This is a genomic window from Pseudomonas taetrolens, from assembly GCF_900475285.1.
Classification (GTDB): Bacteria; Pseudomonadota; Gammaproteobacteria; order Pseudomonadales; family Pseudomonadaceae; genus Aquipseudomonas; species Aquipseudomonas taetrolens.
Map to the genome: position 1 here is coordinate 570,929 of NZ_LS483370.1, position 12,824 is coordinate 583,752.

The 12,824-nt window shown below is 59.6% G+C and carries 12 protein-coding genes; 8 read left to right on the forward strand and 4 right to left on the reverse strand.

Going from position 1 to position 12,824, the window contains the following annotated elements:
- The 4 genes from thiL to DQN55_RS02840 all read left to right on the forward strand — a co-directional run bounded on the left by thiL (position 1) and on the right by DQN55_RS02840 (position 3,171).
- The gene (gene thiL / locus DQN55_RS02825) at positions 1-960 is read left to right on the forward strand and encodes a thiamine-phosphate kinase (RefSeq protein ID WP_048378402.1); all 960 of its coding nucleotides are present in this window, start codon (positions 1-3) and stop codon (positions 958-960) included.
- A 380-nt stretch (positions 961-1,340) separates the two neighbouring features.
- Positions 1,341-1,958, forward strand: a complete 618-nt coding sequence (ribA, locus tag DQN55_RS02830; protein ID WP_048378401.1) for a GTP cyclohydrolase II — start codon at positions 1,341-1,343, stop codon at positions 1,956-1,958.
- Entirely contained in the window at positions 1,955-2,374 is a 420-nt protein-coding gene (locus DQN55_RS02835) for a hypothetical protein (RefSeq protein ID WP_048378400.1), read from the forward strand. The genes ribA and DQN55_RS02835 overlap by 4 nt, the downstream gene beginning before the upstream one ends.
- Positions 2,374-3,171, forward strand: coding sequence for a cobalamin-binding protein (locus DQN55_RS02840; RefSeq protein WP_048378399.1), 798 nt, complete (start codon positions 2,374-2,376; stop codon positions 3,169-3,171). The genes DQN55_RS02835 and DQN55_RS02840 overlap by 1 nt, the downstream gene beginning before the upstream one ends.
- A 45-nt stretch (positions 3,172-3,216) precedes the next feature.
- Here the strand turns inward: DQN55_RS02840 and DQN55_RS02845 are convergent, their stop codons facing one another.
- The 4 genes from DQN55_RS02845 to DQN55_RS02860 all read right to left on the reverse strand — a co-directional run bounded on the left by DQN55_RS02845 (position 3,217) and on the right by DQN55_RS02860 (position 8,359).
- Positions 3,217-5,106 (reverse strand): TonB-dependent receptor domain-containing protein, encoded by a 1,890-nt coding sequence (locus DQN55_RS02845; RefSeq protein WP_048378398.1) that lies wholly within the window; start codon positions 5,104-5,106, stop codon positions 3,217-3,219.
- 96 nt (positions 5,107-5,202) lie between these two features.
- Positions 5,203-7,101, reverse strand: coding sequence for a 1-deoxy-D-xylulose-5-phosphate synthase (gene dxs, locus DQN55_RS02850; RefSeq protein WP_048378397.1), 1,899 nt, complete (start codon positions 7,099-7,101; stop codon positions 5,203-5,205).
- 131 nt (positions 7,102-7,232) lie between these two features.
- Positions 7,233-8,120 (reverse strand): (2E,6E)-farnesyl diphosphate synthase, encoded by an 888-nt coding sequence (gene ispA, locus DQN55_RS02855; protein ID WP_048378396.1) that lies wholly within the window; start codon positions 8,118-8,120, stop codon positions 7,233-7,235.
- On the reverse strand, positions 8,117-8,359 hold the full coding sequence (locus DQN55_RS02860) for an exodeoxyribonuclease VII small subunit (RefSeq protein WP_048367754.1): 243 nt from the start codon (positions 8,357-8,359) through the stop codon (positions 8,117-8,119). The genes ispA and DQN55_RS02860 overlap by 4 nt, the downstream gene beginning before the upstream one ends.
- Positions 8,360-8,749: 390 nt before the next feature.
- Here DQN55_RS02860 and tssA point away from each other — a divergent pair, with 390 nt between their 5' ends.
- The 4 genes from tssA to tssE are packed head-to-tail and all read left to right on the forward strand — an operon-like array spanning position 8,750 to position 12,769.
- The gene (tssA, locus tag DQN55_RS02865; RefSeq protein WP_048378395.1) at positions 8,750-10,306 is read left to right on the forward strand and encodes a type VI secretion system protein TssA; all 1,557 of its coding nucleotides are present in this window, start codon (positions 8,750-8,752) and stop codon (positions 10,304-10,306) included.
- 31 nt (positions 10,307-10,337) lie between these two features.
- Positions 10,338-10,844 (forward strand): type VI secretion system contractile sheath small subunit, encoded by a 507-nt coding sequence (gene tssB, locus DQN55_RS02870; protein WP_048378394.1) that lies wholly within the window; start codon positions 10,338-10,340, stop codon positions 10,842-10,844.
- 28 nt (positions 10,845-10,872) lie between these two features.
- Positions 10,873-12,348: a type VI secretion system contractile sheath large subunit gene (gene tssC / locus DQN55_RS02875; RefSeq protein ID WP_048378393.1), complete on the forward strand. Its 1,476-nt coding sequence runs from the start codon at positions 10,873-10,875 to the stop codon at positions 12,346-12,348.
- A gap of 13 nt (positions 12,349-12,361) precedes the next feature.
- A complete protein-coding gene (tssE, locus tag DQN55_RS02880) occupies positions 12,362-12,769 on the forward strand; it encodes a type VI secretion system baseplate subunit TssE (protein ID WP_048378392.1) in 408 nt (135 codons plus the stop codon).
- The last annotated feature ends 55 nt before the right edge of the window (positions 12,770-12,824 follow it).

The window sequence follows — 12,824 nt, forward strand, 5'->3', positions numbered from 1 at the left end:
ATGGGCGAGTTTGAGCTGATCCGCAATTTCTTCGCCGCCGCGCCTTGTGCGCAAGGCGGCGAAGGCGTTGTTCTGGGCATCGGCGACGACTGCGCCCTGCTAAGCGTTCCCTCCGGGGAACAGCTGGCAATCTCTACCGACACCCTGGTAGCCGGGGTGCACTTCGCAGATCCTTGCGACCCTTTCTTGCTCGGTCAGCGTTCGCTGGCAGTGGCGGCCAGTGATTTGGCGGCCATGGGCGCAACACCTCTCGCGTTTACCCTTGCTCTGACGTTGCCGACGGTTGAAGCCGATTGGTTGCAGGCCTATGCCCGTGGTTTGAACCACATGGCTCAGCGCTGCGACCTGCGTCTGATTGGCGGTGATACCACGCGTGGTCCGCTGTGCCTGACGCTGACAGTGTTTGGCCGGGTGCCGGCTGGCCTGGCCCTCACCCGTAACGGTGCACAACCGGGCGACCTGCTGTGCGTGGGGGGCGAACTGGGCAACGCAGCGGGGGCCTTGCCGCTGGTGCTGGGGCAATGCAGCGCCGAGCCGGCGATTGCCGAGCCGTTGCTGGCGCATTACTGGTCGCCGCAACCGCAGCTGGCGTTGGGCCAGGCACTGCGCGGCAAAGCGACCGCGGCCCTGGATATCTCGGATGGCTTGCTCGCCGATTGCGGTCATATTGCCGCCGTTTCGCGGGTCGGTTTACGGATCGAAAACCACCGTGTGCCGACGTCGGCCGCGTTGCAGACGTTTTTGGGTGCTGCACAGGCGCAGCAGGCCGCGTTGAGTGGCGGCGACGACTATGTGCTGGCATTCACTCTGCCGGCCGCCGAGTTACCGACCCTGCAAGCCGAAGGCTGGCCCGTTCATGTGATTGGCCGGGTGGTTGAAGGGCAGGGCGTTGGCTTAGTTGATGAGCAAGGCCGGGACATCACCCCGGCGATCCGTGGCTATCAGCATTTCCGTGCCTAACGTCTGACTCCGTAGATACCGTCTTGACCCGCCGCTGCTATGCCGATCGCAGCCTTCGGTAGCGGCTACAGGATCACCTAAACTCTGTAGCCGCTGCCGCAGGCTGCGAAAAGGCCCGAAGTCTTCAGATTTCAGGCTGACCCCAAACCCGCAGCCTCCGTGAAGTCTCTCGCTCACTCAGAGAAGCCTCGCGATCAGGATTAATGTGCGTTCCGCAATCGGACGCAGCCTGCGGCACTTGCTACGGATTCAGGTTGCAGCGAAGCCATCAAACTTTTAGATATTTATCTACCATAATTCAGCATAAGCGCCTGTAGGAACGTCCTGTTACAATGCCGCCTCTGCGAATTTCCAGTCCTCATACTGATCAGGAGCACACGGTGCCCGTCGTTTTCGTTGCCGCTTGCAAACTACCCACTCCTTTTGCTGAATTCACCATGCATGGCTTCCTTGAGAAAGCCACGGGGCGTGAACACGTTGTGCTCAGTTTGGGCGACGTGGCGGATGGCGCTCCAGTATTGGGCCGAGTGCATTCTGAATGCCTGACCGGCGATGCTTTGTTCAGCCAGCGTTGTGACTGTGGCTCGCAGCTGGACGCCGCCTTGCAGGCTATTGCCCGCGAAGGCCGGGGCGTATTGTTGTATTTGCGTCAGGAAGGCCGTGGTATCGGTTTGCTGAATAAAATTCGCGCCTACGAACTTCAGGATGGCGGTGCCGATACCGTCGAGGCCAATGAGCGCCTGGGCTTTGCCGCCGATCAGCGTGATTACGCCATCTGCCTGCCGATGCTTGAGCACATGGGGGTCAAGTCGTTGCGCTTGATGACCAACAACCCGCGCAAGGTCAAAGCGTTGACCGACATGGGCATCACCGTGTCCGAGCGCGTTCCGCTGCACACCGGTCATAACCCGCACAACAAACTGTACCTGGCGACCAAGGCCAACAAACTCGGGCATATGATGGGTAACCAGCACCAGAACGAGGCTGATCCGGCGTGACCCGCGGTCAGATCCGTCGCCGGTTAAGTTTCAGTGGATGGTGGCAGCTGGTTTTAACCTTGTTGCCGCTGTTGCTGGCCAATGGTTTTTTCGGAAAGTCCGAGCCCTTGCTCCCGGGATTGGCCATGCCTTTTTTCATCGCAGGCATGCTCTCGATGTTTGTCAGTCTGCGATTTTTCGGGGCTTACAAGCGTGGTCTGATCGCTACCCAAAAAGCCCTCGACACTCCGCAAGAACCTGAGGCATGGGCGCAATTGGCACGTGTGCGTCGCCGGGCGCTGCTGGTCGCAGGGTTACCGACCTGGATCGCCACGCTAGGGGTGTTTTTCGGCCTGGAAGGCGTGCCGTTATTTTTGCTGTCGGTGTCGACGCTGGTTCTGTTCTACCTCTATCGCATCCCGCGTCAGCTCGGTTGATGCGCATCTGGCTGGCGCTCTTGCTGCTGGCTGCGGCCGCGGGCGCTTCAGTCATGGCGGCCACGCGCGTGGTCAGCCTGTCACCTTCCTTATCTGAAATGGTTGTCGAGCTGGGCGCCGCCGATCTTCTGGTCGGGCGGCTCGAGGCCGGTGAGCCATCGCCGGAGCTGCTCAACATCCCCTCTGTGGGCCGCTACGGTCAGTTGGACATGGAGCGCTTGCTCAGCCTGCAACCTGATCTGCTTTTGCTCTGGCCTGGCAGCGTGGGGGCCGGGCAGCGCGAGCAGCTACGGCGCCTCAAGATCCCGACCTACACGGCTGAACCCAAGACCCTCGACCAACTGGCCGACCAGATCGAGGCCTTGGCGGTGACGCTGGGGCGGCCTGAGCGCGGGCGTGAGCTGGCCAATCATGTGCGCCAGCGTCTGCTCGAACTGCGGGCAGAGCATCGGCGAGACCAGCCGCTGCGGGTGTTTTATCAAGTGTGGGATCAGCCGCTGTATACCCTTGGCGGCGGGCAAATCATCAGTGATGCCTTGAAGGTGTGCGGGGCGAGCAATGTGTTTTCCGACCTGCAGTTGCCCGCCCCGCAGGTCAGCCTGGAGTCGGTTTTGCAGCGTAATCCCGACGTGATCATTGCCGGCAATCAGGCCCAGCTCGACGCGTGGAAAGCCTGGCCGCAGATTGATGCTGTCAGGCACGGGCGCTTGCTGTTATTGGCTGACAAGGGTCTGGAGCGCCCGAGCGGGCAGATGATTGAGGCGACCGCCAGGTTGTGTCAGCAGTTGGCGGATTGATGCTCACCGGTAACCAATGCGGCAGCGGTTACAGGTTATTGCTCATTAGAGGGTTGGGGTCCAGGTCACAGCCAGCTGAACACTGCGGCGTTCTTCGCGGTATCCGTAGTAGCTGCCGTCGAAGCTGTAGAGCGCACGGGTGAAGGTTTTATCCAGCAGGTTGTCGACTTTGAGGTCCAGGCGCACCTGCGGGCTGGCCTGCCAGTTGCCTCGCAATCCCAACAGTCCATAGCCAGCAATCGGTTGTGTATTGTCTTCGTCGTTAAAGCTGCTGCTCACCGCTTGCCAGCTGGCGCCGACACCCAGCCGGTCAAATTGTCGATCAAGATCCAGACTCAACGTGCGCCGGGCGCGACGACCAAGCGTGTGGCCGCTTTCGCGGTCGCGCGGATCGATAATCGCGATCCCCAGGCTGCTCTGCCAGCCAAACCATTGCTGATGCAATGCGCTTTCAAAACCCGTGACCCGGGCTGCACCGATGTTTTGCTGGATAAAGTCAGCATCGGCAACAATCGCGTCGCGGATGTCGGTCCGGTACAGCGAGGTTTCCAGTCGGCTGTCCTCGCTAAGCTGGCTGCGCCATTGCAGCTCGTAGCTTTTCGAGTGTTCAGGCTTGAGCGCCGCGTTACCAAACTGCGGATAGTACAAGTCGTTAAATGTCGGGGCGCGAAAGCCCTCGCTGTAAGACAGCAGCACGTCGTTGTCGGCATTCAACGGCACAGTCAGGCTGGCGCTCCACGTATTCTGGCTGCCGAACTGCTGGTTTTGATCATGGCGCAGGCCCAGTTCGGTGGAAAAGTGATCACCCTGAAACCGGTGCTGGATAAACGCTGCACGGTTCCAGCGGCTGTCCTGGTTGAACACTGTGCTGCTGCGTACGCGGTCTTCATAGGCGTCGGCGCCCACGATCAGGCTGTGCTGATCGGTGAGTGTCAGATTGTTTTGCCAGTTCAACGAGTCGCGGTAGGTATTGAAACTGGCGATTTCCGGGCTGAGCTTGTCGCGGGTTTTTTCGCGGTTTTCGCTGTGGCCCAGTTCAAGGCGTGAGTTCCAGCGCTCGGTCAGTTGCGCATCGATAAAGCTCGACACACTGCTGATATCGAAGTCGCTGTAGAGCTGTTGCCCACTGACGCTCGAGGTTTCCGGGTCCCAGCGGCCAAACCCGTTGTCGAGTTCTGTCTTGCCGGTGTTTTTCAACGCCGACAGGCCGATTTCGATGTCATCGCTCAGGGTATGGCTCAGGTTCAGACTTAGGGATTTATTACGGTAAGCGTCGTGGTCGCTATCGCTGGGGAAGGATTCATAGGTACGGTTCACCCCTGCGGTCTCTTCCAGGCTGGTGCTCAGGTTAAAGCGCGTCAGTTCATCGCCACCCGAGATTCCCACGCTGTTCTGAGAGCTGCCATAACTGCCCACGGCACTGCGCAGGCGCAGTTGCGGGGCATGATCGGCACCCCGACGGGTGAACACCTGAATCACCCCGCCAATGGCATCGCTGCCGTAGATCACCGAGCGCGAGCCACGCAGGACTTCAACCCGCTCGATCTGATCGATATTCAGGTACTGCAGGTTACTGTCGGCCGACGTAGCATTGGCCATGCGCTGGCCGTCGACCAGTACCAGGCTTTGCGCGGATTTTGTGCCGCGAATATAAATCCCCGGCAGGCCGCCGCGTCCACCGCTGCGTGCTATTTGCACGCCGGGTATCCGACCCAGCAGGTCGGTAAGGCTGGTGGGTTGCAGGCGGTCGATGTCATCGCGGGTGAACACGCTGCTGGCGCTGCTGCTGTCGGAGCGCGCCTGCACCTGGCGGTTGCCGGAGATCAGGGTTTGCGGGAGTTTGAGCGCATCTTCGCGTTCTGGAGACGTATCGGCAGCCAGCAAGGGACTGGCCGGGACAATCCCGAGTAACAAGGCGAAGCGAAGGACTTTCATGGTTTCTCGATTCAAAGCAGGTAGCCGCTGCCACAGACTTCGATAAGGCCCGAAGGGCCTTCAAAACCTGCGACAGCGGCTACAAGGTTCGTCGGATCAGAGCCCGAGCAACTGCATGCGCTGGCGAACTGAAGCTTCAATGCCGGCGGCGTCCAGCCCGCATTCGGCAAGCATCTGATTCGGCTTGGCGTGTTCGACGTACACGTCCGGCAGTCCCAGGTGCAGAACCGGCTTGAGCACGTTCTCACGGGCTAGGAACTCGCTGACAGCCGCGCCCGCGCCGCCCATGATGGCGTTCTCTTCGAGGGTTACCAGCAGTTCATGGCTATCGGCCATTTCCCGCACCAACGCCTCATCCATCGGTTTGACGAAGCGCATGTCGACCACGGTGGCGTCGATTTTTTCCGCTACTTGCAGGGCTTCAGCCAGTTGTACGCCAAATACCAGCATGGCGACCCTGGACCCTTGGCGACGAATCACCCCTTTGCCGATTTCCAGCGGTTCGAGGGTTTTCTCGATGGTTGCATTCGGGCCGGTGCCACGCGGGTAGCGTACGGCCGCCGGGCCGTTGTACAGGTGCCCGGTGGTGAGCATCTTGCGCAGTTCGTTTTCATCGCTCGGGGTCATGATGACCATGCTCGGAATGCAGCGCAGATAAGACAGGTCGAAGCTGCCGGCATGGGTCGGACCGTCTTCGCCGACCAGACCGGCGCGGTCAATGGCGAACAGTACGTCCAGATTTTGAACGGCCACGTCATGCACCAACTGGTCGTAGCCGCGCTGCAGGAACGTCGAGTAAATCGCGACCACCGGCTTGGCGCCTTCGCAGGCCATACCGGCGGCAAAGGTCACTGCGTGCTGTTCGGCAATCGCCACATCGAAATAGCGCTGCGGGTAACGTTCGCTGAACGCGATCAGGTCCGAGCCTTCTTTCATGGCGGGCGTAATGCCGACCAGGCGCGGGTCGGTTGCGGCCATGTCACACAGCCATTCGCCGAACACTGCTGAGTATTTCGGCCCGCTGTCTGCCTTGGGGGCCACTTTGGGCGCATCCAGCGGCTCGAGCTTGGTGATGGCGTGGTAGCCAATCGGATCCGCTTCAGCCGGGGCAAAACCTTTGCCCTTTTTGGTGACGATGTGCAGAAACTGCGGCCCCTTGAGATCACGCATGTTGCGCAGCGTGGCGATCAGGGTTGGCAGGTCGTGGCCATCGATGGGGCCGATGTAATTCCAGCCCAACTCTTCGAACAGGGTTCCGGGCACCAGCATGCCTTTGGCATATTCTTCGGTGCGGCGGGCGATCTCCCAGGCACCCGGCAAGCGCGACAGCACTTTCTTGCTGCCTTCACGCATGCTGGCGTAGGTGCGGCTCGAGAGAATTTTGGCCAGGTAATTGGACAAGCCCCCGACATTACGCGAGATCGACATGTCGTTGTCGTTGAGGATCACCAGCATGTTGGCATTGACTTCAGGGGCGTGGTTCAACGCCTCAAAGGCCATGCCCGCCGTTAGTGCGCCGTCACCGATCACGGCGATGGCCTTGCGCTCGCTGTTTTGCAGGCGGGCAGCAATGGCCATGCCCAGCGCAGCACTGATCGAGGTGCTGGAGTGGCCTACGCCGAAGGTGTCGTACTCGCTCTCGGCGCGGCGCGGGAAGGCGGCAACACCATCCTTCTGGCGCAGTGTGGACATCTGCTCGCGGCGACCGGTGAGGATCTTGTGCGGATAAGCCTGATGACCTACGTCCCACACCAGACGATCGTCCGGGGTATCGAACACGTAGTGCAACGCAATGGTCAGTTCAATGACGCCCAGGCCTGCCCCAAAGTGCCCACCCGTCTGGCCGACGGTATAGAGCAGTTCCTGGCGCAATTCATCGGCCAGGGTTTCCAGCTCGGCTTCGGCTAATCGGCGCAGGCCCACAGGCGTGCCTGCTCGGTCGAGCAGGGGCGTAGTAGGGCGGCTGCGGGGAATCTCATGAAACGTCGTTGGCATCAGGCGAATCGTTATAGGTATAAGAAGAGGCGGCAGTTTACCTTATGCAACGTAAGCTGCCCACGAAGTCTGGCACTCGTTAGTCAGACGTTGGTATTTAACGCCGTCCGAAATGGCCATGCATTACGCCTTTAGTGGCGGCGTTTGACGATATAGCGCGCCAGCTCACGCAACGGCTCGGCATCTGCTTCAAAAGGTCGCAGGGCATTGAGCGCCTGGTCGCGCAGCTCCAGTGCGTAATGCTTGGCCTGCTCCAGCCCCATCAGCGCCGGGTAGGTTGGCTTGTCCCGGGCGATATCCGCGCCCTGGCGTTTGCCCAGGGTTTCTGTATCGCTTTCCACATCCAGGATGTCGTCCTGCACTTGAAACGCGAGGCCGATGGCGCGCGCATAAACGTTCAGTGCCTGCAGGTTCTCGACCGTCGCCTTGCCGCTGGCCAATGCGCCCAGCTGTACGCTGGCCTCGATCAGTGCGCCGGTCTTGTGCCGGTGCATGTATTCCAGGGCTGCCTGATCCAGCTTGATACCGACAGAACCGAGGTCAATCGCTTGCCCGCCCACCATGCCGGCCGGGCCTGCCGCCAGCGCGAGGGCTGACACCATGCGCAAGCGTGTTTCGGCGTCCAGAGCGGTAAGTTGCGGATCGATCAGGGTGCTGAACGCCAGGCTTTGCAGGCCATCGCCCGCCAGAATGGCGCAGGCTTCGTCATACGCTTTATGGGTCGTTGGCAGGCCGCGGCGCAGATCGTCATCGTCCATCGCGGGCAAATCATCATGCACCAGCGAATAGGCGTGGATCAGCTCCACCGCACAGGCTGCGCCATTAGCGTGCTCGGGCGCACTGCCCAAGGCCTCGCAGGCTGCATAGGCCAGCAGCGGGCGTACCCGCTTGCCACCATTCATCACGCTGTAGCGCATGGCCTCGTAGAGGCGTGCCAACTCTGGCGCCGGAGCGATAAACAAACGCTCGAGAGCCGCATTGACACGGTCCTGGCTGCTGGCCTGGTAGGCATCGATCATTCGGGCTGTTCCGCATCAAAGGGTTCTTGTGCCAGCTCACCGTCACGCTCAAGCAGGATTTGCACCTTCTGCTCGGCTTGGGCCAGTGCGCCCTGGCAATCACGGGTCAGGCGAATGCCTTGCTCGAAGGCGGTCAGCGAGTCTTCCAGCGACAACTCGCCATTTTCCAGACGCTCGACCAGCGTTTGCAGGTCAGCGAGGGATTGCTCGAAATCCAGGGAAGCTTTTTTGCGGGCCATGGCGGCGCTCTCGGTAGGCGTTAAAACCGGCTGACACTAGCAGACAGCGGGTTTTGGGGCAAATCGGGGGAGGGTTTAAGGCGTGTACAGAAGGGTCAGAGCCATTAAACAGAATCCGCTGTGCAGCTCGGACGGGGATTACCGTTTGATCCGGTAATTGTGTGGGAATGAGTTTGTTTGTGCGGTGGCAAGACACTCATATGAAGTGTTTTTAGGTGCTTTTCCTGCGCGGGGAAGATTCGTACCGAATTGCGGATTTTTCCGACATTTTTCTTTTGGGCTTTCCCCTATCGTCTCGCCACTTGAATGGACTCGGTACTGTGAAGTGATCAACTCCCCCTATCGCGTGATAACCCTCGTTGTTTGCCCCGTGGCTGGAGCCACGTCGCGATGACGTATTCCAGCAAGTTGTTTGCATCCTTGATCGACCTGGCTAAAACGCCGGTCTTCAAAGACTGCTTTGCCGGCAGTGACGTGCGTTTTTCCAATGAATTCGAAGCCTTGGAGCGCGAGCTGGGCAAATCGCAGTCCATGTACGAAAACAACCAGATCGACTGGTTTTGGGTCAAGGAGCACAGCGAGGCGCTGTTGCGCGATCAGTCGAAGGATCTGCGAGCGGGTGTCTGGCTGACGTGGGCCTTGTACCAGCGAGAGTCTTTCCAGGGGCTCGTGGCGGGGCTAGGGTTGGTGCATTACCTGTGCAAGCACCATTGGGACTCGGTTCACCCGCTCAAGTTGCGTACGCGAGGCGCGACGATCAGTTGGCTGGCTTCGCGCCTCGATCAGGTGCTTAACGAGAACATCCCCATCCAGGAGCAACTGCCGCTTTTTCGGCACATGCTTGAGCTCCTGCAGGAACTTGAAGGCCTGCTGGCCGGGCACCTGGGTGATGAAGTGCCCTTGTTGCTGCCCATTTGCCGGCGTTTGGGCCGTTGGATACAGCGCGCCGCAGACAGCCAGCCCGAGCCCGGCTCACTGGCCGCGGTAGTGGCTCAGGTCAAGCAGGCCGCCACCCAGTTGATCGAGCCCAATCCACCCCTTGATAACGAAAAGGATGCACACAAAGCCCTGCGTGCCCAGCAAGACAGTGCTCGCCCTTTGTGCGCCTGGTGGTTGAAGCAAAAGGCCAGCGACCTGCGTGCCCTGCGTTTGAACCGGACACTGACCTGGCTATCGGTCGAGGTTGCCCCCGAGCGCAACGCCGAACACATCACACCATTGCGCGGGCTGCCGGCAGACAAGCTTAAAAGCTACCGCGAACGCTTTGACCAGGGGCAATTCGCCGATTTGCTGGTGGAGCTGGAAGTCAGCCTGACCAAGGCCCCGTTCTGGTTCGATGGTCAGCGCATGGTTTGGGAGTGTTTACACGGATTAAAGGCCGAGCAGGCGATGCGTGAAGTTGAGCACCATTTGGCTCAGTTGCTTCAACGTCTGCCGGGAGTGGCAGAGCTGCGTTTCAGCGACGGCGCACCGTTTGCCGACCCGTCGACCCAGGCATGGATCAATGCCCGGGTGATGCCTCATCTGCAGTCGCCAGTCGAGTCCGGAACGGTGACATTCGCGATCGACAAACCCCTCTGGGAAATCGCTCTCGAAGAGGCTCTCGAGATGTTCCGCGACAGCGGTTTCAAGGCCGCCGTACAAGTCCTGAAACGTGGGCTGAACACTGCGCGGGGCGAACGGGAGCGCTTCTTCTGGCAACTGACCCTCGCTCGACTGTGTTTCCAGAGCAAGAAATACGAACTCGCCAAAACCCAGCTCGAAATGCTCGACCAGTTACTCCATCGCTCCGGCCTCGAGGCCTGGGAGCCGGATCTGGTCCTGGAAGTATTGCGCCTTCTGCATCGCTGCTGCGAGCTCCTGCCGCAGAACCACGAAGTGCGAGAACGCAAGGACGAGATGTATCGCAGGTTGTGCCACCTCGATCTTGAAGTGGTACTCGAATAGGCCTCAGGGTCACATACGCAAGGAAAAAAGCATGGCCAAAGAAAGCTCGGTTGCCCCCAAGGAACGTATCAACATCACGTTCAAACCCGCTACAGGTGGCGCTCAAGAAGAGATCGAACTGCCACTGAAACTGCTGGTGCTCGGTGACTACATCCATCGGCTTGACGATCGCAAGCTGGAAGACCGCAAGCCGATCGCCATCGACAAAATGACCTTTGACGAAGTGCTTTCCAAGCAAGGGCTGGAGCTGAGCCTCAACGTGCCCAATCGTCTACAGGAAGACAGCGGTAATGAGGAGCTGGGGATTGCCCTGCGCGTCAATGCGATGAAGGACTTCAATCCGGCGAGTCTGGTCGAGCAGATCCCCGAACTGAAAAAACTGATGGAACTGCGTGATGCGCTGGTCGCGCTCAAGGGCCCGCTGGGCAATGCACCGAGCTTTCGCAAGGCGATTGAAAGCGTTCTGGCCACAGATGAATCGCGCGCTCGTGTGCTGAGCGAACTGGACCTGACCGACGCGCCTGCCACGGACGTTTGAGCCCCCCATCAGCAAAGGAAATCACATTATGAGCACGCATGGCGCACAGCAAAAAGACGATCAAAATACCGCGTACAGCATCCTTGACGACATCATTACCCAAACTCGGCTGACGCCCGAAGACGAGGCTTATGGCATTGCCCGGCGCGGTGTCGCGGCGTTTATCGAAGAGCTGCTAAAGCCGCAAAACAAGGGCGAGCCGGTCAAGAAAGCCATGGTCGATCGCATGATCGCCGAGATCGACGCCAAACTGAGCAACCAGATGGATGAAATCCTTCACCATCCGTCATTCCAGGCATTGGAGTCGGCCTGGCGTGGCCTGCAATTGCTGGTTGATCGCACCAACTTTCGTGAAAACATCAAGATCGAAATCCTCAATGTGTCCAAAGAGGACCTGCTGGACGATTTCGAGGATTCGCCGGAGGTCATGCAATCCGGTCTCTACAAACATATCTACACCGCCGAGTACGGCCAGTTCGGTGGCGAGCCCGTAGGCGCCATCATTGCCAACTACTTCATGACGCCCAGCGCGCCTGACGTGAAGTTGATGCAATACGTGTCGAGCGTGGCCTGCATGTCCCGTGCGCCGTTTGTCGCCGCTGCCGGGCCCAAGTTCTTCGGACTCGAAAGCTTTACCGGCATGCCGAACCTCAAAGACCTGAAGGATCACTTTGGCGGGCCTCAGTTCGCCAAATGGCAGAGCTTTCGCGAATCTGAAGATGCACGCTACATGGCCTTGACCGTGCCGCGCTTTTTGCTGCGCAACCCTTACGACCCCGAAGAAAACCCGGTCAAGTCCTTCGTCTACAAAGAAACCGTCGCCAACAGTCATGAGCACTACTTGTGGGGCAACACGGCTTATACCTTCGCCTCCAGGTTGACTGACAGTTTTGCCAAGTTCCGCTGGTGCCCAAACATCATTGGCCCGCAAAGCGGTGGTGCTGTCGAAGACCTGCCGCTGCATCACTTCGAAAGCATGGGTGAAATCGAAACCAAGATTCCGACCGAAGTCCTGGTTTCAGACCGTCGTGAATACGAGCTGGCCGAGGAAGGCTTCATTTCCCTGACCATGCGCAAGGGCAGCGACAACGCTGCGTTTTTCTCGGCCAACTCGGTGCAAAAACCGAAGTTCTTCGGCATCAGCGCAGAAGGCCGGGCAGCCGAACTGAACTACAAGCTCGGCACGCAGCTGCCTTACATGATGATCGTCAACCGCCTGGCGCATTACCTGAAGGTCCTGCAGCGCGAGCAACTGGGGTCGTGGAAGGAGCGCACGGACCTTGAGCTGGAACTTAACAAGTGGATTCGTCAGTACGTGGCGGACCAGGAAAACCCCGGCGCTGAGGTTCGTGGCCGTCGTCCGCTGCGCGCTGCCCAGATCACCGTCAGTGATGTCGAAGGCGAGCCTGGCTGGTACCGCGTCAGCCTGAATGTGCGCCCGCACTTCAAGTACATGGGCGCGGACTTCACCTTGTCGCTGGTCGGCAAGCTGGACAAAGAGTAACGGGAGGCTGGGCATGACCGCATACGGCAGCCTTTTTGAACGCCTGGGCGGGGACGCGGATCAGCGTCTTGGCACGACCCGTGAAACCCGCGCCCTGGCGTCGGTGGCCGCTCATTTGGCGAAGATGCTCAGCACTCGCGCGGGCAGCGTGCAAACGCTGCCCGACTACGGGCTTCCCGACCTCAACGACATGCGCCTGAGCCTGCATGACTCGCTGACCCAGGCTCGTCAGGCCATCGAAACCTTTATTGAGCGTTATGAGCCGCGTCTGAGCCAGGTACGGGTTATTTCCTTGCCCCGGCATGACGATTTGCTACGGCTTGCCTTCAGCATCGAAGGCTGGCTGGAGATTGAGGGGTGCAAGCGTCAGGTGAGTTTCTCGGCATGGCTCGATGGCAGTGGCCAGGTCAACGTCCGTTAAGGCCATGGTCTGTTCGAACCCAATCCGTTTTTCGGCATTTGATGCTGTCGACATT

Excerpts from the sequence above, each read along its gene's own strand:
- thiL (WP_048378402.1), top strand. The coding sequence starts at position 1 with ATGGGCGAGTTTGAGCTGATCCGCAATTTCTTCGCCGCCGCGCCTTGT.
- DQN55_RS02840 (WP_048378399.1), top strand. The coding sequence starts at position 2,374 with ATGCGCATCTGGCTGGCGCTCTTGCTGCTGGCTGCGGCCGCGGGCGCT.
- DQN55_RS02845 (WP_048378398.1), bottom strand. The coding sequence starts at position 5,106 with ATGAAAGTCCTTCGCTTCGCCTTGTTACTCGGGATTGTCCCGGCCAGT.
- dxs (WP_048378397.1), bottom strand. The coding sequence starts at position 7,101 with ATGCCAACGACGTTTCATGAGATTCCCCGCAGCCGCCCTACTACGCCC.
- ispA (WP_048378396.1), bottom strand. The coding sequence starts at position 8,120 with ATGATCGATGCCTACCAGGCCAGCAGCCAGGACCGTGTCAATGCGGCT.
- DQN55_RS02860 (WP_048367754.1), bottom strand. The coding sequence starts at position 8,359 with ATGGCCCGCAAAAAAGCTTCCCTGGATTTCGAGCAATCCCTCGCTGAC.
- tssA (WP_048378395.1), top strand. The coding sequence starts at position 8,750 with ATGACGTATTCCAGCAAGTTGTTTGCATCCTTGATCGACCTGGCTAAA.
- tssB (WP_048378394.1), top strand. The coding sequence starts at position 10,338 with ATGGCCAAAGAAAGCTCGGTTGCCCCCAAGGAACGTATCAACATCACG.
- tssC (WP_048378393.1), top strand. The coding sequence starts at position 10,873 with ATGAGCACGCATGGCGCACAGCAAAAAGACGATCAAAATACCGCGTAC.
- tssE (WP_048378392.1), top strand. The coding sequence starts at position 12,362 with ATGACCGCATACGGCAGCCTTTTTGAACGCCTGGGCGGGGACGCGGAT.